The 26560-nt window shown below is 32.2% G+C and carries 21 protein-coding genes; 9 read left to right on the forward strand and 12 right to left on the reverse strand.

What is annotated here, in order from left to right; translation table 11 throughout:
• Nucleotides 1-165 precede the first annotated feature (165 nt).
• Nucleotides 166-1095, forward strand: a complete 930-nt coding sequence (locus BOW57_RS01920; RefSeq protein WP_089053755.1) for an outer membrane beta-barrel protein — start codon at nucleotides 166-168, stop codon at nucleotides 1093-1095.
• A 209-nt stretch (nucleotides 1096-1304) separates the two neighbouring features.
• Here the strand turns inward: BOW57_RS01920 and BOW57_RS01925 are convergent, their stop codons facing one another.
• The 4 genes from BOW57_RS01925 to BOW57_RS01940 form a co-directional block, all read right to left on the reverse strand.
• Nucleotides 1305-2300, reverse strand: a complete 996-nt coding sequence (locus tag BOW57_RS01925) for a Gfo/Idh/MocA family protein (RefSeq protein WP_129052856.1) — start codon at nucleotides 2298-2300, stop codon at nucleotides 1305-1307.
• Nucleotides 2301-2586: 286 nt separating this feature from the next.
• Nucleotides 2587-4695 carry a prolyl oligopeptidase family protein gene (locus BOW57_RS01930; protein ID WP_129052857.1) on the reverse strand — a complete coding sequence of 703 codons (2109 nt, stop codon included), beginning with the start codon at nucleotides 4693-4695 and terminating at the stop codon, nucleotides 2587-2589.
• Nucleotides 4696-4841: 146 nt separating this feature from the next.
• Nucleotides 4842-7049, reverse strand: a complete 2208-nt coding sequence (locus BOW57_RS01935; protein ID WP_129052858.1) for a TonB-dependent receptor — start codon at nucleotides 7047-7049, stop codon at nucleotides 4842-4844.
• A gap of 159 nt (nucleotides 7050-7208) precedes the next feature.
• A complete protein-coding gene (locus BOW57_RS01940; RefSeq protein ID WP_164973657.1) occupies nucleotides 7209-7562 on the reverse strand; it encodes a hypothetical protein in 354 nt (117 codons plus the stop codon).
• A gap of 221 nt (nucleotides 7563-7783) precedes the next feature.
• Here BOW57_RS01940 and BOW57_RS01945 point away from each other — a divergent pair, with 221 nt between their 5' ends.
• Nucleotides 7784-8488, forward strand: a complete 705-nt coding sequence (locus BOW57_RS01945; protein ID WP_129052860.1) for a porin family protein — start codon at nucleotides 7784-7786, stop codon at nucleotides 8486-8488.
• Here the strand turns inward: BOW57_RS01945 and BOW57_RS01950 are convergent.
• Nucleotides 8483-9088 carry a hypothetical protein gene (locus BOW57_RS01950; RefSeq protein ID WP_241687362.1) on the reverse strand — a complete coding sequence of 202 codons (606 nt, stop codon included), beginning with the start codon at nucleotides 9086-9088 and terminating at the stop codon, nucleotides 8483-8485. The genes BOW57_RS01945 and BOW57_RS01950 overlap by 6 nt on opposite strands.
• A 294-nt stretch (nucleotides 9089-9382) precedes the next feature.
• Here BOW57_RS01950 and BOW57_RS01955 point away from each other — a divergent pair, with 294 nt between their 5' ends.
• The 4 genes from BOW57_RS01955 (at nucleotide 9383) to BOW57_RS01970 (ending at nucleotide 14120) form a co-directional block, all read left to right on the forward strand.
• A complete protein-coding gene (locus tag BOW57_RS01955) occupies nucleotides 9383-11854 on the forward strand; it encodes a bifunctional UDP-N-acetylmuramoyl-tripeptide:D-alanyl-D-alanine ligase/alanine racemase (RefSeq protein WP_129052861.1) in 2472 nt (823 codons plus the stop codon).
• 56 nt (nucleotides 11855-11910) lie between these two features.
• Nucleotides 11911-12324, forward strand: a complete 414-nt coding sequence (mscL, locus tag BOW57_RS01960) for a large conductance mechanosensitive channel protein MscL (protein ID WP_089053808.1) — start codon at nucleotides 11911-11913, stop codon at nucleotides 12322-12324.
• 166 nt (nucleotides 12325-12490) lie between these two features.
• Nucleotides 12491-13480, forward strand: coding sequence for an aspartate-semialdehyde dehydrogenase (locus BOW57_RS01965; RefSeq protein ID WP_089053761.1), 990 nt, complete (start codon nucleotides 12491-12493; stop codon nucleotides 13478-13480).
• 133 nt (nucleotides 13481-13613) lie between these two features.
• Nucleotides 13614-14120, forward strand: coding sequence for an SMI1/KNR4 family protein (locus tag BOW57_RS01970; protein WP_129052862.1), 507 nt, complete (start codon nucleotides 13614-13616; stop codon nucleotides 14118-14120).
• Between the two features lie 70 nt (nucleotides 14121-14190).
• Here BOW57_RS01970 and BOW57_RS01975 read toward each other — a convergent pair whose 3' ends face one another.
• The 4 genes from BOW57_RS01975 to BOW57_RS01990 form a co-directional block, all read right to left on the reverse strand.
• Entirely contained in the window at nucleotides 14191-14508 is a 318-nt protein-coding gene (locus BOW57_RS01975) for a 2Fe-2S iron-sulfur cluster-binding protein (protein ID WP_026982672.1), read from the reverse strand.
• Between the two features lie 59 nt (nucleotides 14509-14567).
• On the reverse strand, nucleotides 14568-15047 hold the full coding sequence (locus tag BOW57_RS01980) for a hypothetical protein (protein ID WP_129022597.1): 480 nt from the start codon (nucleotides 15045-15047) through the stop codon (nucleotides 14568-14570).
• A 214-nt stretch (nucleotides 15048-15261) separates the two neighbouring features.
• On the reverse strand, nucleotides 15262-15501 hold the full coding sequence (locus BOW57_RS01985; protein ID WP_053469915.1) for a NifU family protein: 240 nt from the start codon (nucleotides 15499-15501) through the stop codon (nucleotides 15262-15264).
• 98 nt (nucleotides 15502-15599) lie between these two features.
• Nucleotides 15600-16730 (reverse strand): Mrp/NBP35 family ATP-binding protein, encoded by a 1131-nt coding sequence (locus BOW57_RS01990; RefSeq protein WP_089059495.1) that lies wholly within the window; start codon nucleotides 16728-16730, stop codon nucleotides 15600-15602.
• Nucleotides 16731-17134: 404 nt separating this feature from the next.
• Here BOW57_RS01990 and BOW57_RS01995 point away from each other — a divergent pair, with 404 nt between their 5' ends.
• Nucleotides 17135-18754 carry a murein L,D-transpeptidase gene (locus BOW57_RS01995; protein ID WP_129052863.1) on the forward strand — a complete coding sequence of 540 codons (1620 nt, stop codon included), beginning with the start codon at nucleotides 17135-17137 and terminating at the stop codon, nucleotides 18752-18754.
• Nucleotides 18755-18837: 83 nt separating this feature from the next.
• Here BOW57_RS01995 and BOW57_RS02000 read toward each other — a convergent pair whose 3' ends face one another.
• From BOW57_RS02000 to BOW57_RS02010, 3 genes are all read right to left on the reverse strand, one after another.
• Nucleotides 18838-21264: an ABC transporter permease gene (locus BOW57_RS02000; RefSeq protein ID WP_129052864.1), complete on the reverse strand. Its 2427-nt coding sequence runs from the start codon at nucleotides 21262-21264 to the stop codon at nucleotides 18838-18840.
• Between the two features lie 135 nt (nucleotides 21265-21399).
• Entirely contained in the window at nucleotides 21400-22107 is a 708-nt protein-coding gene (locus BOW57_RS02005) for an ABC transporter ATP-binding protein (RefSeq protein ID WP_089053767.1), read from the reverse strand.
• 107 nt (nucleotides 22108-22214) lie between these two features.
• Nucleotides 22215-23459, reverse strand: coding sequence for an efflux RND transporter periplasmic adaptor subunit (locus BOW57_RS02010; RefSeq protein ID WP_129052865.1), 1245 nt, complete (start codon nucleotides 23457-23459; stop codon nucleotides 22215-22217).
• A gap of 158 nt (nucleotides 23460-23617) precedes the next feature.
• Between BOW57_RS02010 and BOW57_RS02015 the strand changes: the two genes are divergently transcribed.
• Nucleotides 23618-24961 carry a sigma-54 dependent transcriptional regulator gene (locus BOW57_RS02015; protein WP_129052866.1) on the forward strand — a complete coding sequence of 448 codons (1344 nt, stop codon included), beginning with the start codon at nucleotides 23618-23620 and terminating at the stop codon, nucleotides 24959-24961.
• 154 nt (nucleotides 24962-25115) lie between these two features.
• Nucleotides 25116-26441 carry a PAS domain-containing sensor histidine kinase gene (locus tag BOW57_RS02020; RefSeq protein WP_129052867.1) on the forward strand — a complete coding sequence of 442 codons (1326 nt, stop codon included), beginning with the start codon at nucleotides 25116-25118 and terminating at the stop codon, nucleotides 26439-26441.
• Nucleotides 26442-26560 lie beyond the last annotated feature (119 nt).

A 26560-nucleotide genomic window follows, 5' to 3' on the forward strand; every position in this document is an offset into this window, starting at 1 on the left:
AAAATTTAGAATAATGCATTTTTTTAGTGTTAAAATTATGCATGCATAATAGTTTTTTAGTAATATTGCTCCAAATTACAACGATTTCGTTCCAAGTCTAACAATGCAAACGATAAGGATATGTTAAAAAATTCTATGTTTGTATAAATTAATTAAATCAGAATTATGAAAAAGAACCTATTTTTATTAGGATTATTAGTTTGTTCTATGGCCACAATTGCGCAAACTGAAAAAGCAGACAAACCAGAAAGCTGGTATTTCAAATTGGGTGGATCATATTTCAACCAAACTGCTTCAACTGAGTTTCCAACAGTTGGAGGACATGATGCAATGAATAGAACTTATGTAGGAGGAAAATTAGTTTCTGAAAAAAGTATTACAGGTTCTTTTGGTCAAGGATTTAGAACTGGTATTACTGCTGGATATAGATTTAATACTCGTTTAGGAGTTGAGTTAGGGGCAAATTATTACACTAGTAATGATAAAACAATGGCGCAAACTACATCAGATATGCCAATTACACCAAGCGGTGTATATAACTTTAAATCAGTAGGTCAAATTACTGCATTTGATATTGCTCCAGCTTTAGTGTTGTTTTTAGGAGAGCACAAAGGATTTGAGCCGTATACTAAAGTAGGTGTTTTAGTTCCAGTTCATGGAGATTTAGAAATTACTACAGATGCACGTGCTCCAATCGCTTTTAATCCAACTACAGGAGCTCCAGTTGCTTTTGGAGATGTTCATAGTGTTGATAAAGTAAAACCAAATCCAACTATTGGATTTACAGCAGCTTTAGGAACTTCATACAAATTAGGAAAACATATTTCTGCTTTTGCTGAATTAGAATATAGAAACTTTACTGTACACGGTAAAACAAAAGAAACAACTGAATTTACAGTGAATGGTAATGATGCTTTAGCTACTAGATCAACAGCTCAAATTCATACAAATTATAGAGATGGTTTAGATGTTAATTCTAACAATGCTGCAACAAATCCAAACGGAGTTAATAAAGATAAACCAATGGATGAGTTAAGCTCTTATGTTGGAATCTCAGGTTTAGGTTTGACTTTAGGTCTTAAATACAGCCTATAATTTATAGAAGTTTTTAGTTTTTAGAAAAAAGGATATTCGTTATGAATATCCTTTTTTTTGGTTTTTTTTTCTAAAGTTGCCTCCTGCTAAAGCAGGAGGTATTGATGATTTGATAGGAAAAAGGCTTTAGCCGAACTACTAGTTTGGCTAAAGCCTTATTTTTTTGAAATTATTCCTCCAGCTAAAGCAGGAGGCAATTTAATTAAGTACTATTTTGAAGCTTCTCTAAACTCTCTCAAAACTTCATCAATAACCCAAGTCGTTCTCGATGCCGAAATTCCTTTTGATGGCGAAGATCCTTCTTTACCTAAAAGTTCAGCAATTACTGTTTCTATAAGCGGCTGTTGAATATGAAGCGGATTTTCGATTGTAATACTTTCTTTTTCTCCATTTGCATATTGAATATGAATTGGGTCATTTCCAAAAGTCGAAAACGAGATTTTTCCTTTATCACCAACAATTTCGGTATTATCGTAACGTTCAAAACTGGCAAAATTCCATAAACCCGTTCCGTGAATACCATTTTCAAATAAAAATGACATCGAAACAGAGTCTTCTGCTGGATATGCTTTTAATTGTGAAGACGCATGTCCGCGAACTGATTTTATAGGACCTAAAACATAATCTAGAAAATCTAAAGTATGACAAGCTAAATCAACAAAAATTCCTCCGCCAGAAATATGAGGTAAAACCGTCCACGGAAGATTGATTTCATCATCATAACGTGCTTCAAAAGGATGATATAAAACACAGTTTACATGTCTTATAGTTCCTATTTTTCCTTTGTCAATTAATTCTTTTATTTTTAAAAATCGAGGTAAACTTCTTCTGTAATAAGCAACAAACAAAGGCACGTTATGTTCTTTGCAAACGCTGATCATTTCATTACACTCTTCAAAAGTCAAAGCCATAGGTTTTTCAACATAGACAGGTTTTCCAGCTTTGGCGCATAAAATAGTATATTCTTTATGAGATGATGGAGGAGTGGCAATATAAACCGCATCAACTTCGGGATCATTTATTAAATCGGCAGCATTCGAGTACCATTTTGGTACATTATGGCGTTTGGCATAATCTTCTGCAAGTGCAGCGTCTCTTCGCATTACGGCAACTAAAGCAGAATTTGGAGCTTTCTGAAAAGCGGGACCGCTTTTTACTTCTGTTACATTACCGCAGCCTATAATTCCCCATTTTATAATTTTCATCTTTGGATATTTTGGTTTCTCAAATTTAAAAAAGGTTTGCCACGAATTGCACGAATTTCCTCGAATTATTTCTTTTTTATTTGCCACAGATTAAAAAGATTTTCACAGATTAAAAGTAAATACATTTGTAAAAAAATCATTTTAATCCTTTTAATCTGTGGCTAAAACAACTAGGATGTAATTTTTCAACAATTTAAATTAGTGGAATTAGCGGCAAAAAAATAAAGCCACAAATTCACAAAATTAATTCGTGAATTCGTGGCTAAAAAATTAAGTTTTTAAAGTCTTACTTCTTAGGCAAAGCTTTAAAGCCCATATTATAAAGTGTGAAAGCCTGGATATCTACATTCTCTTGAATTGTAGCCGCAACAGATTTTCCTGCTCCGTGTCCTGCTTTTACATCAATTCTAATTAAAACTGGATTGTTTCCTGTTTGTTTGTCTTGCAGTTCAGCAGCAAATTTAAAACTGTGAGCAGGAACCACACGGTCATCATGATCACCTGTTGTTACCATAGTTGCAGGATATTGAACTCCTTTTTTAACGCTTTGAACTGGAGAATATCCTTTAAGGTATTCAAACATTTCTTTACTGTCTTGAGCTGTTCCATAATCATATGCCCAACCTGCTCCAGCAGTAAAAGTATGGTAACGTAACATATCCATTACACCAACTGCAGGTAAAGCTACTTTCATTAAATCAGGACGTTGAGTCATAGTTGCTCCAACTAATAATCCACCATTAGATCCTCCGCGAATAGCTAAATAATCTGATGAAGTATATTTTTGAGCAATTAGATATTCAGCAGCAGCGATAAAATCATCAAATACATTTTGCTTTTGAAGTTTAGTTCCTGCATCGTGCCATTTTTTACCATATTCGCCTCCTCCTCTTAAGTTAGCCACTGCATAAACACCTCCGTTTTCCATCCAAACAGCATTTGCAATACTGAAACTTGGAGTTAAACTAATGTTGAATCCGCCGTAACCATAAAGAATTGTTGGGTTTTTACCGTCTAATTTTGTTCCCTTTTTATACGTAATAATCATCGGGATTTTTGTACCGTCTTTTGAAGTATAAAATACTTGTTTAGACTCATAATCTTCACTTTTGAAATCAACTTTTGGTTTTTGATAAATTTCTGATTTACCAGATTTTGGTTCAAAAGAAAAAATACTTCCTGGAGTTGTATAATTTGTAAAGCTGTAGTATAAAATTTTCTCTTCCTTTTTTGCGCCAAATCCGCCGGCAGTTCCAACCGCAGGAAGTTTGATTTCGCGAATTAATTTACCATTGTAATCGTATTGTAAAACTAACGAAACGGCATCTTTTGTATAATTAGCAAAAAAGTATCCGCCTCCTGTAGATGGCGATAAAACATTTTCTGTTTCTTTGATAAAGTCTTTCCAGTTTTCAGGTTTTGGATTACTAAAATCTACAGTAACAACACGTCCGTTTGGAGCTTTAAAATCAGTGTGAATAAATAATTTACTTCCTTCATTTTCGATAATATTATTATCAGTGTTGAAGTTGTCTACAATGGTTACAATTGGACTGTTTGGCGTTTTTAAATCTTTAATATAAAGTTCGTTTCCATAAGTAGAATTTGCAGCTGTAATTACTAAAAAACGATTGTCTTCAGTAACGTAACCTCCAACATATCTTCTTTTTTGATCTGCACCAAAAATTACTTTATCCTCTTTTTGAGAAGTTCCTAATTTGTGGAAATACAATTTATGTTGATCTGTTTTTGCAGACAATTCACTTCCTTTTGGTTTGTCATAACTTGAATAATAGAAACCTTCGTTTCCAAGCCATGAAATACCGCTAAATTTTACATCAACCAAAGTATCTTCAAGAACTTTTTTTGATACAGCATCAATAATAATAACTTTTCTCCAGTCACTTCCACCTTCAGAAATTGAATAAGCAGTTTTGCTTCCATCTTTAGAGAAATCTAATCCGCCAAGCGAAGTTGTACCGTCTTTTGAAAATGTATTTGGATCTAAGAAAACTTCCTCTTTACCATTCTGATCTTTTCTGTAAACTACAGATTGATTTTGAAGACCATTATTTTTTGAATAATAAGTAAACTTTCCTTCTTTGTATGGAGCACCGATTTTTTCGTAATTCCAAAGTTTTTCCATTCGTTTTTTAAGTTCGTCACGAAACGGAATTTTATCTAGATAAGCATAAGTAACTTCGTTTTGAGCTTTAACCCAAGCGCCTGTTTCAGCAGATTTATCATCTTCAAGCCAACGATATGGATCGCTTACTTTTGTGTCAAAATAGACATCAACAGTTTCTCCTTTTTTGGTTTCTGGATATTGAATTTTATTTTGAGCAAATGAAATTCCTGCAGTTGTGATTGCCATCAATAAAAATGTTTTTTTCATAGTTAGTTTTTATCTGTTGTAACAAAAATAGCACTTTTTGTTGTGAAAAATGAATGCAAAAAGTTAAACCATATTAGTCATTTAAGTTCATTTTAATTAAGTGCTTAGCTTATATTTACTTATATGACTAATATGGTTTAAAAATGTTACAGATTAAAGTTAATGCCTAGAACAATGTTTCTTCCAATGTTTGGAATGCCGTCTGTTTTTAGTCTTGAAAGATGTGCAATATATTTTTTGTCAAATAAATTGTTTCCGTTTAAGTTCACATCAAAGGCAGTTTTTCCAAGTTTAACAGTTCCTCCAAAACCTAAATTTACCAGAGTATAACCTTTTGAAGCAGTTTCAAAACCGCTTACATTATCCTGATTAAAAGTCGAAGAAACATTCAAAGAAGCAAAACCTTCGCTCAGCCAATTTTTAATTTTAAATTCAGTTCTAAGCGTATTGTTCCAGTTATTGGCAGGAATTAAAGGCAGATAATCGTTATTATCTTTTTTTCCCATTACAGTTTCAAAACTTGTTTCGAAATGTAACCAATCTAATGGATGCGGATGAAAATGAAGTCCAGCCTCACCACCGTATAATTTTGCATTATCCTGAACATAAGCAAAAACATCATTGTTATCACGAATTTCTCCCGTTGGAGACGTATAAATATAGTTGTTTACGTGATTGTAAAAACCATTTACAAAAAATTCAAAATGTGTGTTTTTATATTCTAAATTCAAATCAGTTTGAATATTTTGTTCCGTTTTTAAATCAGCATTTCCAATTTCATAACGATTTGTTCCTTCGTGAACACCATTTGAAGTTAATTCCGCTAAGTTTGGCGCTCTAAATCCGCTGGCAACATTTAATCTCAATGTTAATGGTTCAGCTAATTTTGTTTTATATCCCAACGAAGCATTAAAGCTGTCGAAAGAGCGATCTAAAGCTTGAAAATAACCTTCTTCGCCTTCTTCACCGTGCGCAATAGAAGTAATATTTCTATTGTCAAAACGCAGACCAGCTTGTAAAACGCTGTTTTTCCATTCGTAATTTGCAGTTCCAAAAACTCCAAAATCATTCGTCGTTGCATCAGGAATTAAATATTCCTCACCAGAATTTTTATTTGTTTGGTGCATTCCCTGAACCCCCAAAATAGTTTCGATTTTTCCGAATTTTGGAAAATGATATTTGGCGTTGTAATTAAAAGTATTCAATTTCATATGAAGAGAAGCATCGTTGCTATCTTCAAATTCACTTCGGTCATTGGCAATGTAGCCCAAATCAACATCTAGCTTTGAGTTTTCAAAAAAGATAACATTGTTCAAACTCAATAAATGATTAAAAATTCCTTGTCTAGGAAATTGGGTGTCTTTACTTGAAGATTGTTCTGCGATTCCATCTTCTGGAATTCCAATGTCAAGTTTATTGTAATTGTATCTTAAAACACTTGAGAAAGTCGAATTACTGTAACCGATTCCCGTTTTAAAATCAGTTTCGTTATATCGAGAATTCGTTACGCGATCACCACCTGAAATTTTATAATCAGAATGGGTGTTGTAGCTTCCACGTGCTAGAAATTTCCAATTGTCAGTAGATGTTTTCAATCCAATAGAAGAATTGCTTCCTTGTGTATTGGTGAAATATTTTTGACTGAAATTAGCTTTAAAATCACCGGCATCAGCAAATTTTTCAGGATTAAAATATAAAACACCTCCCAAAGCATCAGAACCATAAAGCAAAGAAGCAGGTCCTTTGATAACTTCGACACTTTCGATTCCTGCATCATTTAAACCTAAACCATGTTCGTCGCCAAATTGCTGATTTTCGATACGAACACCTTGCGAATAAACTAAAACACGATTACCGCTTAATCCTCGAATTACTGGTTTTCCAATAGAAGTTCCAGTCGAAATTTGAGAAACTCCCGGAATTGTTGCTAAACCTTCTATTAAAGTTGAGGTTCCTTTTTGCTGTAAAGTTTTGATGCTTTCGTGCTCAATTTTCATTACGTTTTGCGATTGCAGTTTGTTAAAAGGAGTAGAAACTACAACTTCATCCATTTCTAAGATAGATTCTGCAAGGTTTACATCTAATGTATTTTGTTTTACTAATTTAGTAATTGTTTTATTTTGAGTAGCAAATCCAACAAACGAAAAAGCAAGGCGTAAACCTCCGTTTGGCAGATTGTTTAATTCGTATTTTCCATTTGCATCAGTGGTTGTTCCTTTATGTAATTCTGGTGCGTAAACAGAAACGCCCGGCATAGGCTGATTTTGAGTATCAGTAACAATACCTGAAACTGAATTTTGGGCAGACAGCAAGCCCGAAAACCCTAAAATAAGGGCAATTATTATTTTTTTCATTTGAAATTATGCTATAGTTAATTGTTTTTTCTTTTAAATAAAAACTAAAACTACAATGGAGTATTCTGATCCTAATTAATAAAATAGGATTAGGAAACTCAATGTTATTTTGAATCTAGATTTAAAAAAAATGTAAAGATTATTTCGAGTATTCGAAATTTAAGAAACTATAAAAGCAGGAGGTCCTCGTAATAAATACGAAGGTTTTGAAATTGAAAAAATCTTTTCAGTAAGAGGAAAGAAATAAGGTGTTTCAGTGCCAAAAGTGTGAAACTGAAAAGAAATACTTTCGGGAACGATATAACTTCCAAAAGCAAAATTACAAACAAAACAAAGATCATAATTATGATGCTGATGTGTTATTTCGCCGTTTGGATCATTGTAATCGTGATGACATTGTTTTTCTGAAAGCTGTTTTACGATATGCTCATAACTGTGCACAGACTGAAACAATATCGAAAACAATATTGTGACAGCAAACGCGAAACTTAATATGAGCTGCTTTCTTTTCATGCAAGACAAAGGTATAAAAGACCAGTGAAAAAATGATTTATTTTTTTGATTCTGCTCTTGATTTGTTGAAAATACTGCAAAGAATGAGTTTATTCGTCGTGAAAAAGAGAATTATTACTTTCAAATCGCATCATGAAGTGGCATTGTGTTATATTTGTAAGTGAAATAAATGCAGCTTTTTGAACGTTTATTTAAGAACCCTTTTAAAACCACAATACAATATGCGATTACTTTTTAGCTGTTTGTTTTTAACTTCATTTTTCAGTGTTTTTGCTCAAAATGAAGTGAAGCCGGAAGTAAAACCCGAAGTTAAAATTGATTCATTGTATCGTGAAGATCAGTTTTATTTTTCGGTAACGTATAATATGTTTACTGATATACCTCAGAGATTCAAGCAAAATAAATTTTCTTTAGGACTTTCTGGAGGTTTTTTGCGTGATATGCCCATTAATAAATCAAGAACATTTGCAATTGCAGCTGGTTTAGGATTTAGTTATCAAAACTATTATCAAAATTTAGGTATTTCTAGAGACGGATCTGGAGCTATTGTTTATAACGTTACTGATTATGGCGAAATAGTGTCAAATCGATATAAGCAATATTCTGTAGATCTTCCTATTGAATTTAGATGGCGTAATTCTACTTTTGAAAGCACCAAGTTTTGGCGAATTTATACAGGGATAAAATTAAGTTATGTGTTTTCAAATACTTCAAACTTAAATGCGGGAGAGGAAACGTATAAAATAAATAATAACGCTTCAATTAATAAATTTCAATACGGACCATATATTTCGGCAGGTTATAATACCTGGAACCTTTATGTGTACTATGGATTAAGCCCTTTATTTAATTCAGTTACAACACTTACAGGAGAGAAAGTTAATTTAAAAACCCTGAATGCCGGGCTGATTTTTTATATTTTATAACCACAGAAATAAAAATAGCACTTGTGGCAAAACGCCTATAAGCAATCCAGTAAGAAGTTCTTTTGGAGTATGAGCATTCATCTCTAATCGTGAAGAAGCAACAATTCCTGTCATTAAAATTAAAAAAGCACTCCAATACGGATTTTGCGTCTGCAGATGAATGTTTAATCCCATAGCAAAAATCGTGAAACCACTTATTGCCGCTACGTGAAGACTTGGTTTAAATTTAAAAAGCGAACAAACCAGTGCTAAAATGGTTGTAAATAAGGCACCCAGAAAAAAGAAATGAAGCTCAGGATAGCGAGTAATAACAATACTTCTTTTAACCAATAAAATATACAAAAAGGACTGTAAAACAAGTGGAACAAGTCTTTGAGAGGTTTCTGGAAGCATTAATGATTTTACATGTCCTGTTGAGCGCAGCAACAAGAAAAATAAAACAGGGACAATAATTGTAATCACCAAAATTTGAAATAATACAAAGTACTTTTCTTGAGTTGTAAAAACATCATCTTTGCAAAACAGATACAACAATGTAGTGTACATTGGAATAAATATAGGATGAAGTATGTAAGAGAATAGTGGAAGTACTTTTTTCAAAACGCTTTATTTTCTGGTGTTGAACAAATATAATGAAATAATGTTTTTTGCCACGAATATTTAGTTTTTCGAGCTACGACTCGAGCGATAGCGAACAGGCGAAGCAATTACACAAATTTTCAGTAATTATTTATTTGCAAAATGTTTAAATAATAGCCATAGATCAATAGATTCACACAGATTAAATCATGTAAATCCTTTTAATCTGTGGCAAAAAATCAAACAATAATTCGCGGAAATTTGTGTGATTCGTGGCAAACCTTTTTTTAAATTTGACAAAAAGAAATTTTCTAAATGAGCATAAATTTAAAAAGCCTTATTTCGGTTTTTAACGCCGAGTGGACAGGTTCAGATATTGATATTTTTGTTGATCATATTTCGATCGACAGCCGTTCTCTGCAAAATGGTGCAAAAACATTGTTTTTTGCTCTTTCTGGAGCTAATAATGATGCTCATCTTTATATTTCGGAACTTATTGAAAAAGGAGTTCAGAATTTTGTTGTGCAGTATATTCCAGAAAATGTAAAAGGGAAAGCCAATTTTTTAGTAGTAAGAAATACGCTCAAAGCATTTCATGAATTTGCCGCTTATTATAGAAATTTATTCGATTTTCCTGTAATCGGATTAACAGGCAGCAATGGCAAAACGATTGTCAAGGAATGGCTTAATTTTTTGCTGAGTCCTGATTTTAATATTATTCGAAGCCCTAAAAGTTACAATTCTCAAGTAGGAGTTCCGTTGTCTGTTATTGCAATAAACGAAAAGCATAATTTAGGCATTTTTGAAGCCGGAATTTCTACTGTAAAAGAAATGGCCAATTTAGAACAAATTATTAAGCCCAATATTGGTGTTTTAACCAATATAGGATCTGCCCATGATGAAGGCTTTCAAAATACAGAGCAAAAAATCAATGAGAAATTAGTACTGTTTAAAAATACACCAGTAATTATTTATCAAAAAAATCAATTGGTAGACAAATGTTTAACTGCATTTTCTGCTGAAAATCCTTTAAAAGATAGAAAGCTTTTCTCTTGGAGTTTTACAGATAAAAGTGCAGCTGTTTTTATTCTAAAAAAAGAAACAAAAAACGATACGACAACCATTCAATATCTATACAATAATGAGAGTTTTAATCTCGAAATTCCATTTAGTGATTCCGCTTCTGTCGAAAATGCGATTTCTTGTTTACTAGTAATGTTGTACTTTAAGTACGATTTTGCCGTTATTCAAAATCGTGTGCAAATGCTGTATCCAGTTCAAATGCGTTTAGAAGTAAAAAACGGAATTAATAACTGCAGTATTATTGATGATAGTTACAGTTCAGATTTTCAGTCGCTTAAAATTGCTTTAGACTTTTTAGAAAGCCAGAAAAAAAAGAACGCCTCTAAAACCGTTATTTTGTCTGATATTTTTCAAAGCGGATTTTCAAATGAAGAATTATATTCAAAAGTAGCGCAGCTTATTGCTGATAATAAAATAAACCGCGTTATAGGTATTGGACCAACGATTTCTTCTTTTGCAGCTAAGTTTCCAAACAGCAGTATGTTTTTAAATACGGCAGCATTTATGGAAGCAGTAGAAGAGTTAAATTTTAATAATGAAACCATTTTAATAAAAGGAGCAAGATCATTTCAATTTGAAGAAATTGTTTCCCTTCTAGAAGAAAAGACACACGAAACGGTTCTCGAAATAAACTTAGATTCGATAAGTCATAACCTAAATTACTATAAATCTAAATTGGCCAATGATGTAAAAATTATGGTCATGGTAAAAGCATTTGGTTATGGAAACGGCGGTTTAGAAATTGCAAAATTATTAGAACATCACAATACAGATTATTTAGGAGTGGCTTTCGCCGATGAAGGAATTTCGTTGAAAAATGGCGGAATAAAATTGCCAATTATGGTTTTAAACCCAGAATCGACCAGTTTTCCTTCGATAATTCAATATCAATTAGAACCAGAAATTTATAGTATAAAAGGACTAAATGCCTTTTTGAAAATAGCTAGAGAAAAGAATCTAAAAGATTATCCTATTCATATAAAATTGGATACAGGAATGCATCGTTTAGGTTTTGAGGATAATACAATCGAAGAGCTAATTTCGACTTTACAAGGAAATTCAACAGTTCGTGTTCAAAGTATTTTATCGCATTTAGCAACAAGTGATGATCCAAGCCACTTTGAATTTGTAAAAGAACAAATAAGTTTGTTCGAGAAATTATCTTCAAAATTAATGTCTGAATTAAATATAAGTCCAATTCGTCATATTTTGAACACTTCTGGAATTAGTAATTTTCCAAATGCACAATATAATATGGTGCGTTTAGGAATCGGATTATACGGTGTTTCCAATGATCCTACGGAACAGAAATATCTAGAAAATGTTGGAACACTAAAATCGATTATATCGCAGGTTCGTACCATTCCAAGCGGAGACAGCGTAGGTTACGGCCGTCGATTTATGGCAAAAAAAGAAACAAAAATTGCCACAATACCAATTGGTTATGCTGATGGAATTTCGAGATTATGGGGAAATCAAGTTGGTTTTGTAACCATTAAAAATCAAAAAGCATATATCGTAGGAAGCGTTTGCATGGATATGCTAATGGTCGATGTAAGTCATATTGAGTGTAAAGAAGGAGATTCAGTTATTATTTTCGGCGAAAGCCCTACCGTTGTTGAAATGGCAGAAGCATTAAAAACGATTCCTTACGAAATTATGACAAGTATTTCTCAGCGTGTAAAAAGAGTATTTTTCAGGTAGAATATTTGTTAAAATTATTATATTTGATATTGAGTTTAATTTTAAAAACAAATACTATGGGATTTTTCGCAGATTTTAAGGCTTCTTTATTGAAAGGTGATGTGCTTAGTTTAGCTACTGCAGTAGTTATTGGTGGAGCATTTGGTAAAATTGTCGGCTCTGCTGTAGACGATATTATTATGCCTATAGTTGGTTTACTGACTGGAGGAATCGATTTCACTCAAAAATTTATTACACTTGATGGTAATAGTTATACAAATTTAGCTGCGGCAAAAGCGGCTGGTGCTGCTGTAATTACCTATGGTAATTTAGTTCAGGCAATCATTAATTTTGTAATTATTTCATTCTTTGTATTTGTTGTTTTAAGAGCTGCTGATAAAGTTAAGAAAAAAGAAGAAGTTGCGGCTGCACCTGCAGGACCAACTCAAGAAGAGTTACTTACGCAAATTAGAGATTTGCTTAAAAAATAATTCCGCTGCACTATGTCTAACTAAACCGCTCCTTAATTGGGGCGGTTTTTTTATTAAATGTTTGTTTTGTAACATTTTGTTATTTTTTGTGAAGCACATTGTTTTCGTTTTTATTATAACTATTTTTGCAGAGTAAATTTGATTAATTGATATTAAAAATATAAAAATGAGAATAGCGGTTGTAGGTGCTACCGGAATGGTTGGCGAAGTAATGCTTAAAGTTTTAGCAGAGAGAAATTTTCCTGTTACAGAATTAATTCCTGTTGCTTCTGAAAGATCAGTAGGAAAAGAAATTGATTATAAAGGAACAAAATATAAAGTTGTAGGAATGCAGACTGCTGTCGATATGAAAGCAGATATTGCTGTTTTTTCTGCAGGTGGAGATACATCTTTAGAATGGGCTCCAAAATTTGCTGCTGCTGGAACTACGGTAATCGACAACTCATCAGCATGGAGAATGGATCCTACTAAAAAATTAGTAGTTCCAGAAATCAATGCTTCTACATTAACGAAAGAAGATAAAATTATTGCAAATCCAAACTGTTCGACTATTCAAATGGTATTAGCATTGGCGCCTTTGCATAAAAAATACAATATTAAAAGAGTTATCGTTTCTACTTACCAATCAATCACTGGAACTGGTGTAAAAGCGGTAAAACAATTAGAAAACGAATACGCAGGAATTCAAGGTGATATGGCTTACAAATATCCAATTCACAGAAATGCAATTCCACATTGCGATAGTTTTGAAGAAAACGGATACACTAAAGAAGAAATGAAATTAGTTCGCGAAACTCAAAAAATTCTTGGTGACAATACTATCAGAGTTACAGCTACTGCAGTTCGTGTGCCAGTTGTAGGCGGACATAGTGAAGCGGTAAATGTTGAGTTTACAAATGATTTTGATGTAAACGAAGTTCGTGAAATTTTACATAATACAGACGGAGTAACAGTACAAGATAATTTAGATACATTTACTTATCCAATGCCATTATATGCAGAAGGTAAAAATGATGTATTTGTTGGAAGAATCCGTCGTGACGAAAGCCAGCCAAACACCTTAAATATGTGGATTGTTGCTGATAACTTAAGAAAAGGTGCTGCAACAAACACGATTCAAATTGCTGAATATTTAATTCAAGCAGGTTTGGTTTAATTAGAGATTAAATAAAATTGTTATAAAGAGAAAGCCGTAATTGCAGTAGTGTAATTACGGTTTTTTTGTATCAATAAATTCAATTCCGAAGCAAAAAAAATATACTTTTAAGCTCTTAATAAATGCAATAAAAATGAATTTCGATAACTATAAGATTATTCCAAATTATAAGACCAATAAAACAGATTTGTTTCTAGCTTCTGAAGAAGAAATTTTGGCCTGTGAAAAAACATTAAACATTGCTTTTGATGAAGATTATAAAGAGTATGTATTAGTTTACGGAAGCGGAATTCTTGGCGGAACATACGTGCGAATATTTCTTCCAGAGACAATAATATTGACCTTAGAAGATTGGAGAAATCGTATAACAGAATATTGGTTTTGGGATGAAGGTAAAGAGGTGCTGACAAAAGATCAAGTTTTAAATTCAATTAGAATTGGAGATACTTTTGATGGTGATGAAATTATTCTTTATGAAGGCGAATATTTTGTTTTACCACGTTACAGCGAAATGATTTATAAAGCCGGAAATACACTTAAAGAAACAATTACTTGGTTGTGTTCGTCAGGAATTTTGACAGAAGCATTTTCTGAAAGAGAGTTTGAACCTTTTGATCCAAGTGATTTAGAAAACAATTAAAAAAAATCCAAATTCACAAAGGGCTTAACCTTTTGGAATTTGGATTTTTAAAATATTTGGATTTTATTTTTTAGTATTCTGGAGCTAATTCTAACTCTAAACCTTCTAATTCTGTAGTAATTGGAATCTGACAACCTAAACGGCTGTTAGATTTAACATAAAATGCTTCCGAAAGCATGGCTTCTTCTTCATCTCCCATTTCTGGTAATGCAACATCATTTAGAACATAACATTGGCAGGAAGCACACATTGCCATTCCTCCGCAAGTTCCTTCAACAGGAAGTTCATATGCTTTGCATAACTCCATTATATTCATCGCCATATCAGTTGGAGCTTGTAATTCGTGTATAACTCCTTCTCGATCTTTAATCTTTATTAATACATCCATTTTAATTGTTTGGAATTTTATGTTAGGATTTTATAACGTGAAAAAATCCTCTGTTTAAATTAACTTGTTGGTTTTGTACTAAAAGCATACTCTTTTCGAGAACCTTCCTTAAGGCGCATTTTTACACCTAAAATGTTATCGTTTTTTTCAAGAATGCTAACAATTGCAATCACAGAATAATAATCTTTATCAGATTGAAAGATTAATGTTCCTTCATAAGTTGAGTTTAAAACACCTTGTTTATCAGTTACAGCCGAGATTTTTCTTGGATGTGAAAATGATGCTGAACTATAAGTTGTTTTACTCGAAAATTTGCCTTTACCATCTACAAAATCATACAAAAAATCAAAATTACCAACTCGTAAACTTCCAGGCTCCTCATTTGGATTGATAGAGAATACAATTTGTCCGGCATAGTTGAAATCCGACCACTCTTCTGCTTCATTTACCCAAGCTTTGTCTGCGACAACAGTTTTGTTTTGAGCATAATTTGCAGAAACAAAAAACAACAACGCTAATAGAATGTAAAATTTTCTCATAAGTTTAAGATTTAGGGTTATGTCACAAATTTAAGTTAAAAATGTAACAATTACTTAACTAAAACTCTTAAAACTTTACATTGTTTTTTGTTAAATCATTAAAAAACGTATGTGTTTTTGCTGTTTTGTTGGTGTTTTGCTATTTTAATGGCTTACAATGTTATTATTCTTGTTAATTTTAATTGTTCAAAAAGTACGATTGTTAACACTATGGTTACATTATATTTACTACAGTTTCAATCTGCGGAGCATATTTTTTGATCGTAGTTTCCACACCCGCTTTTAGGGTCATTTGATTTACACTGCAGCTTATGCAGGCACCTTCAAGACGAACTTTAACATGTTTATCATCATCAATAGAGATAAGCGAAATATCTCCGCCATCAGATTTTAAAAATGGCCTGATTTCGTCTAAAGCCAATAAAACATTATTTGTTAATTCTTCTGTTGTCATAATTTTATCAATTAGAAAATGTGTCAATTAGAAAATTAGAAAATTTGCAGATCGCATAATGATTATCTAATTATCCAACTATCTCAATTATCTTATTATTAATTTTTCTTTACTGCAGAACAACCTGCCATTGTTGTAATTTTAATTGCTTCAGTAGCGGGAAGACTTTCGTTTCTGTTTACTACCTCTTGTACAACATTTCGAGTTATTTCTTCAAAAATAGTTTCAATTGGCGATGCAGTTTGTAATGCAGCTGGGCGTCCAAAATCTCCTGCTTCACGAATAGATTGTACAATTGGAACTTCGCCTAAGAATGGAACATTTAAATCTTCAGCAAGATTTTTTGCTCCTTCCTGACCAAAAATATAGTATTTGTTATTAGGTAATTCTTCAGGTGTAAAATAAGCCATGTTTTCAATAATTCCTAAAACAGGTACATTTATGTTGTCCTGCATGAACATCGAAACTCCTTTTTTAGCATCTGCAAGAGCAACAGCTTGCGGCGTACTTACTACAACAGCTCCAGTGATTGGTAAAGACTGCATGATTGAAAGGTGAATATCTCCAGTTCCCGGAGGTAAATCTAGAAGCATAAAATCTAATTCTCCCCAATCAGCATCAAAAATCATTTGATTTAAAGCTTTTGCTGCCATTGGGCCTCTCCAAATTACAGCTTGACTTGGCGCAGTAAAAAATCCAATAGAAAGCATTTTGATTTCATAGCTTTCAATTGGTTTCATTTTTGATTTTCCGTCAACCGTTATCGAAATAGGTTTTTCATTTTCAACATCAAACATAATTGGCATCGAAGGACCGTAAACATCGGCATCTAAAACACCAACTTTAAAACCCATTTTTGCAAGTGTAACAGCAAGATTTGCAGTTACAGTCGATTTTCCAACTCCTCCTTTTCCAGAAGCAACGGCAATAATATTTTTAATTCCCGGAATAGCACGACCTTTAATTTCGACTTTCTCAGGAGTTTCTACTTTAATATTTACTTTAATTTTTGCATCAGCAGATATCAATTCGTGAATTGTTTTTTTAATATCGTCTTCAGCTCTTTTCTTGATATGCATCGCAGGCGTGTGCAATACTAAATCTACAACAACTTCATCGCCAAAAGTTAGTACGTTTGAAACGGCACCGCTTTCAACCATATTTTTTCCTTCTCCAGCTATAGTGATTGTTTCTAATGCTTTAAGAATTTCTTTTCTATCTAATTTCATTTTAATGTGCTATTTTGTATGGAAAGAAATCGATTTCAAATTTCTATATTTATGTAAACTGATTTCAGACTGCAAAGATAACAGATTATGTTCGGATTCAAACCCTTTTAAATTGTATTTATTGATATTGAGATTGGTCAAAATGATCAAAAATATATTTTCTAGGGCATTAAAATTCTAGAATGCTATTTATAAACTCTATTTTTTAAGGATAATGACGTCTGTAAATTCGTATAAAAATTCCTCTATATAATCGATGAATTGTCAATAATCTTAATTAAATTTGGGTACCCAAAATCGCAGACTTCCAAATTTAACAAAAATGCAGGAAAACTTACTTTCGAGTATTTCTGAGTTTTTGATGTTTTTTAAAATAGATTTTATAAAATTTAAAATTTAAACAGATGCGAAACTTTACTCTCTTTTCCGCAATTATCACTTTTAGTTTTTTTGTGTTTTCCATCGATTCTGCAGATGCTAAGACGAATGTGGCAAATGAAAAATCACCATTTGAAAATGTCTTTAAAATTAGTAAAGACAATAATTCAGGAACAATAAACGCTGAATCTATAAGTGGTTTTTTTAAGAAATATCCTAAACTGAAAAAGTATCAAAAAGATGTTGAAGATCTCTATAAAAAAAGAGACTACAAGATGATCTGGCATGATGATAAAAGCGTGAGCGAATTTGGAGCTTTATTGTACAATAAAGTAAAACTTTTAAGTGAACAGGGTGTAAAAGCGACTATGCCGTATATGCCATTAATCGACGACGTTTTTAATGAAAATGTTACCGAAGATCTTTCGCCTACAGATACAGATCTTTTATTATCTAATATGTATGTTTTTTATGCCAGCAATGTTTACTCTGGCGTTGATCCGCAGACTTTAAAAAAAATAGGCTGGTATCTGCCTGCAAAATCCATTTCTTATGATAGAATTTTAGATTCTTTAATGGGGGATCCTGACCGCTTGAATAAAGATGAAAATCTTTTATTTAGTCAATATTACAAACTTCAAAGCGTTTTGAAAAGATATCGAAACATTGAAAAAAATAATCTTTGGAAAAAAATTGATATCGATGCAGCGACTTACAAAGATTTAAAACCTTTTGACAGCGGTACAGTTGTTAAACAAATTAGAGAACGTTTGTTTGTAGTTGGCGATTTGGCCCGAGATTCAAAAAGCAGTTTGTATGATGAAGAAATGATGGCGGGTGTTTTAAAATATAAAAAGAGATATGGCTTAAAATTGAATTATGCTTTTACAAAAGATCATATCGATCAAATGAATGAGCCAATTGCGAACCGAATCAGAACGATTATGCTGAACATGGAAAGATGCAGATGGATTCCGACTGATTTAGCAAAAGCAAGTGAATATGTAATGGTGAACATTCCGTCGTTTAGATTGATTTATGTAAAAAACGGAAAATATGATTTAGTTTCAGATGTTTTTGTTGGTACACGAATGACCGAAACGGTAATTTTTAGCGGTAATATTGATAGAATCGTATTTAGTCCCTATTGGTATGTGCCGGCAAGCATCATAAAAAATGAGTTGAAACTAAAAATGGCGGAAGATAAAAATTATCTCGCGGATCATAATATGGAATGGAATGGTGGTAATGTGAGACAAAAACCGGGTCCTAAAAACTCGCTGGGGTTAGTTAAGTTTATGTTTCCAAATCCAAATGATATTTACCTTCATGATACGCCGGCAAAAAGCTTGTTTGAGTTTGAAAAACGTATTTTCAGCCACGGATGTATTAATGTAAAAGAAGCCAAAGAACTTGCTTTGCATATGCTGAAAGATGATCCTGACTGGCCTGTTGATAAAATCAATAGTGCAATGAGCGGTGAAAAAGAAACGCCTTGTATGCTGAAAAAGAAAATTCCAATTTATATAGGTTATTTTACCGCGTGGGTAACGGATGACGGCGAAATTGGTTTTTATCCAGATGTGTACGATAGAGATAAGAGTTTGGATAAGTTACTATATTCTAATGATGCCGTTTTACAGTAAAAAATGTATTCCCAAATATTATAAAAAAACACCCTTCAGATCTCTACATCTGAAGGGTGTTTTAAAAAAAATGGTCTACAAGATTATTCGTATTTTAAATATTTCAAAACATCTATTTTGGTTACCTGATAGGCTTTTGCCAAAACAATTGTTAATGTCAGCGTAAGCAATGAAACAAGTGCAATGCTAAACGGAATAGGAGAGATATTGATTCTAAAGGCAAAATTTTCAAGCCATTTTTGCAGTAAAATGTAAGCTGGAATAATCCCGATTACAAATCCCATTAAACAATAAATAAAATATTGTTTTGACAGCTCTTTCAATAAAACATCAGTTTCTGCACCAAGCGTTTTTCTAATTGCAATTTCTTTCAATCTTCTCTCCATCGAAAATGATGCCAAAGCAAACAATCCGAAGATGGCAATTATAATTACAACAAGATTTAGGATAAAAAATAGATCTTTTTGTTTAACTTGTTCTTCATACGTTTTAGCAAATCCTTTGTTTACAAATTCATAATCAAATGGATAGTCGGGATTTATATTTGCCTCCCAATAAGTTTTTAATTTATCCAATGTTTCGCTTAAATTATTTGGAGAAACTTTTACATAGACATTTTGAAAGTTATTCCACTTTAAAGTTTTTGTGTTTAAAAAAATCATTGGAGGTACCTTGTCTTGTAATCCTGTAATATGAAAATCTTTTACAACACCAACGATCTTAAACTTTAGAGTTCCTTTTCCATTCGACCAGCCTGAGGTAATAATAGTATTTATAGGATTCTTAAGTCCTAAGTCTTTTACCAAGGTTTCATTAACAAGCCAGTTGTCGATCGTGTCTGAAGCAAATTTTGGAGATAAATTTCGCCCTTGAACAATTTTAATCTTCATCATTTCTAAAAAGCCAAAATCCATTTCAACATTTCGAGGCTGTACAAAAATACCATTGTGGGTAAAACCAGAACTCGAATTAGTGCTGTTTCCAAAAGTACCTGCAAAAGTAGAAACTTCTTGAACTCCTGATAGTTTAAGTATTTCTTGCTTTGTAGTGGCATATTTCTGGCCTTTTGTTTCATAATTTTGATAATTGAAAGGAATTCGAATTACCTGATTACCTGTAAAACCAAGGTCTTTATTCATCATAAAGTCAACTTGAGAATTTACAATTAAAGCACCGATAATAAAAAACGTTGCAATGCCAAATTGAAAAATAAGCATCGAATTTCGAATCCAGATTCCGTTTTTACTTCTTGAAAAATTACCTTTCAGCACTTTTAAAGTTTCAAAATTTGAGATATAAACAGCAGGAAAAATACCAGCAAGAATGAGTACTAATCCAAAAATAAAAAGAAGCTGCAGGTAAAATTCACCGCCATTCATAGTCAAATTTTTTCTTAAAAAAGAGTTGTAATACGGAAGAGATAGTTCTACAATTGCCAAGGCAAATAAAATAGAAAGTGTTACAATTATTGCTGTTTCAAATATAAACTGTGCAATAATCTGTTTTTTTGAAGCTCCCACAATTTTGCGAACACCAACTTCTTTAGCGCGTTTTATGGCAGATGCTGTTGCCAGATTTATATAATTTACCAATGATAAAACCAATATTAAAATCGACAAACCAGCCATAATATAAATAAGCTGTAAGTTTCCTTTTCCTTCAGGAGAAGCATCTCCTGATGTTTTTGTGCCATGTAAGCGCAAAGTTTTAAGCTGATCAAGAAAATTCGTTATCTCGCCATTTTCTTTAATAAATTGCTCAGGAGTTTGACCTACTTTTTTTGCCTCTTTTAAAATTACATTTACATAATTTACATTACGCATTTTCTTTAAAACGACATTAATATCAACATTCTTTTTGGTCTTAATCATTAAACCATAGCTGAAATTTCCCCAGCTGTTAAGGTCATATTCACGAACAATACCGCTAAAAACATAGTTTGGTTCAATAGAAGACGGAGTTACGATGCGATAAACAGATTTTACGATATAAGCTTGGTCATTGTATGTAATAGGTTTTCCGATAGGATCTTCATCTTTAAAAAGAAGTTTAGCTTGTCCTTCAGAAATAGCAACACTGTTTTTTTCTTTTAGAATATTTTTTTTAGCACCTTTTACGATTGGAAAAGGGAAAAAATCGAAAAAATTATTATCAGATACCGTTATTTTTTTATCAATTATTTTTTTATTCTGATATTTTAAAACAGCTTCGTCATACCAGTCGTTTAAGAAGCAAATTTGTTCAATTTCAGGAATTGTTGCCTTACAGGTTTGTCCAAAAGGAATTGTATTTGTTCCCCAGATATCACCAGTTGATCCTATTTTATTTAGAACTTTATATACATTTTCTTTTTCAGGATTCCATTGATCGTATGCGTGCTCATTATTCCAATATAAAATGGCAAAAATTACGCTGGCAATTCCGATGCTCAATCCTAAAACATTTAAAAACGAAAACAGCTTGTTTTGTTTTAAATGATAAATAAATATTTTAAACCAATTAAAAATCATGGTATCTATTTTATAGTTATGTTAGTTATTTTTTGGTAAAAGGCCGAATCAGCCTTTTAAAGAAGTGTAAAAATTTTGCATACAAATCCCACCAGGACTACGATTGCGGTTATAACAAAGTTTATCATCTTGAATTTATTTAGCGTCCATAAAAACATCAACATTTCTCTGATTTAACTTTTCAGAGAATATAACACCATCTTTCATATGAATTGTTCTTTGCGAAAAAGAAGCATCATAATCAGAGTGGGTAACCATCAAAATTGTAGCACCTTTAGCATGCAGATCAGTTAAAAGTTCCATAACCTCATTACCATTTTTACTGTCCAGATTTCCTGTAGGCTCATCCGCCAAAATAATTTTTGGATCATTTACTAAAGCTCTTGCAACTGCAACTCTTTGCTGTTGTCCGCCCGAAAGCTGCTGCGGAAAATGTTTTAAACGATGAGAGATATTTAATTTTTCTGCAATAGCCTCAATTTTTTGTTTTCTATCAGCTGCTTTTACGTTGTTGTAAAGCAACGGCAGTTCAATATTATCATAAACAGAAAGTTCATCGATTAAGTTGAAATTTTGAAAAATGAATCCAATATTTTCCTTACGAACTTGTGCTCTTCCTTTTTCTTTTAAACCAATCATTTCCTGATCTAACAATTTATAACTGCCGCCGTCAGCACTGTCTAGAAGTCCGATAATATTTAACAAAGTCGATTTTCCACAGCCCGAAGGTCCCATAATGGTTAAAAAATCTCCTTTTTTAATTTCTACATTTATACCGCTCAAAGCAGCAGTTTCAACGTCTTCGGTTCTAAATACTTTGGTTAAATTTTGTATTGTTATCATATTTTTTTGGTGTTAAATGTTTTTAAAAATGTTTTTTGATTGATGATTGAAACTTCTATAATTATTTTAATTGTAAGTGATTAATAGCAAAAATGGCAAGATTGAGTTTACTTTGATTGAATCGATAATTCCTCAATATCCTTATAATCTGTATACGATGATGTAATCACAGATTCGCCTTCGTTTAGTCCGCTCAAGACTTCATAATAAGAAGGATTTTCTCGGCCTAGTTTTATATTTCTTCTTTCCGCTTTATTTCCTTTTACGACAAAGATCCATTTGCCAGCAGTTTCCTGATTAAAAGCTCCTTTTGGAATTACCATTGTCTTATTTTTTTCAGACAAAATCAGTTTTACGCCAAAGCTTAAACCATCTTGCAACGTAATATTTTCTTTAGATGTAAAAGCCAGTTCAGCACTAAAATGCCCGCTTTTTACTTCTGGAATTACTTTAGTTACTACGACTTCAAGAGTTTTTCCTTTAAATTCGACCTGACCTTTTAAACCTTCTCTAATTTTTTCAAGATAAAACTCGTCAATTTCAGCCGTCAGTTTATAGCCTTTTTTTGAGTCAATTTTTCCAATGCTTGCTCCGGCCTGAAATGTTTTTCCTAAAACAGGTTCAAACGAAGTCAATCGACCAGTTTCTGGAGCAGTAATCAAGAAATTCTTTTTATTGTTTCTTAAAATATCCAAACTTTTTTCCATCGTTTGAATCGAGCGGTTAATTTGAGAAATCTGCAATTGATTAGATTGCTTTTCTTTTTGAATACTCTGCTGAATTGTTTTTTTCCTTTCTTGTTGAAAACGTAAGCTTTCTTTAAAAGTATTCCAATCATTTTTAGAAATAACTTCTTTTTCAAACAACTTAGAATTCATGTCATACAATCTTTTTGCATCATTGTAATCATGTTCGATCAAGACTAAATCTTTAGTCAAATTCAATTCCTGATTTCTAATGTTCAATTTTCCCGTATTCAAATTATTAATCTGCTCAATAATTGCAGTTTCCTGCGTTAAGTAATTAAGTTCAGTATTTGGGTTGTATAAACGAGCCAGCGATTGTCCTTTTGTAACCATTGCGCCATTCTCGACAAAAATCTCTTTTACAGATCCGCCTTCAGTAACATTTACAAGCATTACATTTAAAGGTTCAACCTTTGCCTGAAAAACAACAAAATCTTCAAAAAAAGCTTTTTCAACTTTTTGAATCGAAAGTTCTTCTGCTTTTACATTTAAACTTCTTTTTGAATTGAAAGAAAAAAAGACAATTGTGCCCAAAGCTAAAAAAACTGCAATTGCTATTGTCAGATGTCTAAATTTTCTATTTTTACGAGGAATTACCGTGTCCATTTTTTAAATAATTTACTGATAATCAATAGGTAAATACTGTGCCACAAAATTTATTATTTGTAAAGCATTGATTTTAAAGAAGCTTAAAAAAGTCATCCCAAAAGCGAGTGTTCGATAATGAACAGTTGACCGTTCAAAATCGGACAAAAAAATACAGCATGAGAAAAAAGCAAGCCCAAATATTAATTGTTGACGATCAGGAGGAAATTCTTTTTTCGGCCAAAATGATTCTGAAAAAACATTTTGAAACGATTTTTACAACAAATAGTCCAAAAAAAATCTTTTCGATTTTGAACGAAAATGAAATTAATGTTGTTTTGCTCGACATGAATTATAGAATTGGTTTTGAAGATGGCCGTGAAGGAATTCACTGGCTTAAAGAAATCAAAACATTTTCGCCGCAAACAGTTGTGATTTTAATGACTGCTTTTGGTAAAATTGATACAGCAGTTGAAGGCATTAAAATTGGTGCTTTTGATTATGTTTTAAAACCTTGGCATAACGAAAAACTGCTGGAAATTATTGATAAAGCGGTTTCAGAGAGCAGAAAAAACAGCAAAAAGCCACTCGTAGAAAAAACCGAAAAACGTTATTTTATTGGTACTTCTCAAAAAATAAAACAAGCCTATTCTATTGCCGAAAAAGTAGCCAGAACAGATGTAAATGTCTTGATTTTGGGCGAAAACGGAACAGGGAAATATGTTTTTGCCGAGTATATTCATCAAAATTCAGAACGTAAAAAAGAAACCTTTGTTCATGTTGATTTAGGTTCTTTGAGCGATAATTTGTTCGAAAGTGAACTTTTCGGATACGCAAAAGGTGCTTTTACAGATGCAAAAACGGATACCGCAGGTAGATTTGAAATGGCACAAAACGGTACTATTTTTTTAGATGAAATAGGAAATATTCCGCTTCATCTGCAGTCAAAACTTTTGCATGTGCTTCAGACCAAAACCGTTACTCGTTTAGGTGAAAGTAAAGCGAGACCTTTAAATGTGAGAATTATTTCGGCTACAAACAATGATATTAAAGCCGAAGTAAAAAATAAAACCTTTAGAGAAGATTTACTGTATCGTATTAATACTATGGAAATAAATCTGCCGTCTCTCCGTGAGCGCAAAGAAGATATTGTTCCAATGGCGCATTTTGTTTTAGATCAAATTGCGGCAAAATACAATCAGGAAAACTGGCATTTTGAGGAAAATGCAGCTGTATACTTAGAGAAATATCCATGGAAAGGAAATGTTCGTGAAATGGAAAATAAAATTGAGCGCGCTTTAATTTTAGCCGATAACAATACTATTTCGGTACATGATCTGGATATTTTAGATTTTGAAGAAACTCCAGAAAATGATGAAAATCCGTTGTCTGAAATGGAGAAAACGGCAATCGAAAAAGCTCTTTTTAAACATCACGGAAATATAAGTAAAACAGCCGAAGAACTTGGATTGTCAAGAGCTGCATTGTATAGAAGAATTGAAAAATATGATTTAAAGAATTAGGGACAAAAGAAAATGAGTAGCGTCCAGCTTTGCTGGATGTGAATTTAATAAGATAATATTCGAGGCTTTAGCCAAAATGTTTATGTTTGGCTAAAGCCCCTTTGTAAATAATTTTATTTCTCCAGCTAAAGCTGGAGGCAATTCAAACAAAATAATGAAGAACTGGAAATTTCATAATGCCTTTTTTATACGAGTTTTGTTCGTAATGATCCTCTTTTTCTTTTGTTTTTTTCTAATCTATAAAATGTTTTATTTCAATGCGATTTTAGTTGGTTCTTTTGCTTTGATAATGCTTGCCGAAATGTATTTTTATGTAAAAAGTAAATTGCAGTTTTATGACAGAACACTGCAGTCGATTTTGCAAGATGATTTTTCTACAAACTTTCCTGAAGAGAATAAAAAGGACAATTTTAAAAGTTTGTATGCTTTGTATGAAGCTCTAAAATCAAGGCATCAGGAACAAACTTCAAAAGAACTTATTTATCAGTCCTTATTAAATAATATTGATACTGCCGCTGTAATTCTCGAAAAAGAAGATGAGGATTGGAAGATTTTTTTAATGAATGACTGTTTTTCTCGTTTATTTAAAGTTCCAAAAGTCAGTCATTGGAAATATCTTAAAAATTATCTGCCATCGCTTTGTTACGAAATTGAGAAAAAAGAATTCAGCGAATTAAAATTGGCTATTTCAATTAAAATTGAAGATCAGGATTTGCAGACTTTTATACTGCAGACTTCGAGAACTCAAACGTATAAAAAAGAGTATTTTATCATTTTATTAGATAGTATTCAACGTGTTATCGAGAAAAAAGAAAAAGAAGCGTGGATTAATTTGATGAAAATTATTTCGCATGAATTAATGAATTCTTTGACGCCTATTCGTGCACTTTCGCAAAATTTACTTCAAATTGTAGATCAGGAAAAACTGGAAGAAGATGATTTTGAAGATATAAAAAGCAGCATTTCGACCATTATAAACAGAAGTGATCATTTGCAGGATTTTGTCGAAAGTTACCGTAAACTAGCCATGCTGCCAACTCCGGTGAAAGAAATGACGCAGATTAATGCTCTTTTTGACGATTGTCTGCGGGTAATGAATCCTATTTTGAAAAGCGAAAAAATTCAGCTGATAAATGAAATTAATAGTTCACGTTCTATTTTGATTGATAAAAACCAGATGGAACAGGTAATCATAAATTTGATAACTAATAGTATTTATGCCCTGAAAGGAAAAAGAGAAAAGCAATTATTTTTGTCGAGTTACACTGAAAACAATCGCTTTTTTATCATAATTTCAGATAACGGAAAAGGAATTGATCCAGAAATTCAAGACAAAATATTTCTTCCTTTTTTCACCACTAGAAAAGACGGCGCAGGAATTGGGTTAACACTTTCAAAAAATATCATTGAAGCTCACGGAGGTTATTTAAGCTATCAGACAGACGAAGATAAAACAAGCTTTGTGATTTGTTTGATTTGAGAAGAATGAACCATATAAGTGATGTAATTTCATTTAAAAAAGTATGTGATTTCCTGTCATTAACCAATTTTGGCAAAGCTTATCATATAATATTGAGCCCAGTTTAAATAAACTTACAT

Origin of the sequence: Flavobacterium sp. YO64 (genome assembly GCF_004119505.1) — a bacterium.
Lineage (GTDB): Bacteria > Bacteroidota > Bacteroidia > Flavobacteriales > Flavobacteriaceae > Flavobacterium > Flavobacterium oncorhynchi.

Coding starts and splice junctions, on each gene's coding strand:
- BOW57_RS01995 (WP_129052863.1), top strand. CDS start 17,135: ATGCGAAACTTTACTCTCTTTTCCGCAATTATCACTTTTAGTTTTTTT.
- BOW57_RS02005 (WP_089053767.1), bottom strand. CDS start 22,107: ATGATAACAATACAAAATTTAACCAAAGTATTTAGAACCGAAGACGTT.
- BOW57_RS01930 (WP_129052857.1), bottom strand. CDS start 4,695: ATGAAAAAAACATTTTTATTGATGGCAATCACAACTGCAGGAATTTCA.
- BOW57_RS02020 (WP_129052867.1), top strand. CDS start 25,116: ATGAAGAACTGGAAATTTCATAATGCCTTTTTTATACGAGTTTTGTTC.
- mscL (WP_089053808.1), top strand. CDS start 11,911: ATGGGATTTTTCGCAGATTTTAAGGCTTCTTTATTGAAAGGTGATGTG.
- BOW57_RS01975 (WP_026982672.1), bottom strand. CDS start 14,508: ATGGATGTATTAATAAAGATTAAAGATCGAGAAGGAGTTATACACGAA.
- BOW57_RS01920 (WP_089053755.1), top strand. CDS start 166: ATGAAAAAGAACCTATTTTTATTAGGATTATTAGTTTGTTCTATGGCC.
- BOW57_RS01935 (WP_129052858.1), bottom strand. CDS start 7,049: ATGAAAAAAATAATAATTGCCCTTATTTTAGGGTTTTCGGGCTTGCTG.
- BOW57_RS01925 (WP_129052856.1), bottom strand. CDS start 2,300: ATGAAAATTATAAAATGGGGAATTATAGGCTGCGGTAATGTAACAGAA.
- BOW57_RS01955 (WP_129052861.1), top strand. CDS start 9,383: ATGAGCATAAATTTAAAAAGCCTTATTTCGGTTTTTAACGCCGAGTGG.
- BOW57_RS02010 (WP_129052865.1), bottom strand. CDS start 23,459: ATGGACACGGTAATTCCTCGTAAAAATAGAAAATTTAGACATCTGACA.
- BOW57_RS01945 (WP_129052860.1), top strand. CDS start 7,784: ATGCGATTACTTTTTAGCTGTTTGTTTTTAACTTCATTTTTCAGTGTT.
- BOW57_RS01990 (WP_089059495.1), bottom strand. CDS start 16,730: ATGAAATTAGATAGAAAAGAAATTCTTAAAGCATTAGAAACAATCACT.
- BOW57_RS01980 (WP_129022597.1), bottom strand. CDS start 15,047: ATGAGAAAATTTTACATTCTATTAGCGTTGTTGTTTTTTGTTTCTGCA.
- BOW57_RS01985 (WP_053469915.1), bottom strand. CDS start 15,501: ATGACAACAGAAGAATTAACAAATAATGTTTTATTGGCTTTAGACGAA.
- BOW57_RS01940 (WP_164973657.1), bottom strand. CDS start 7,562: ATGAAAAGAAAGCAGCTCATATTAAGTTTCGCGTTTGCTGTCACAATA.
- BOW57_RS02000 (WP_129052864.1), bottom strand. CDS start 21,264: ATGATTTTTAATTGGTTTAAAATATTTATTTATCATTTAAAACAAAAC.
- BOW57_RS01965 (WP_089053761.1), top strand. CDS start 12,491: ATGAGAATAGCGGTTGTAGGTGCTACCGGAATGGTTGGCGAAGTAATG.
- BOW57_RS01970 (WP_129052862.1), top strand. CDS start 13,614: ATGAATTTCGATAACTATAAGATTATTCCAAATTATAAGACCAATAAA.
- BOW57_RS02015 (WP_129052866.1), top strand. CDS start 23,618: ATGAGAAAAAAGCAAGCCCAAATATTAATTGTTGACGATCAGGAGGAA.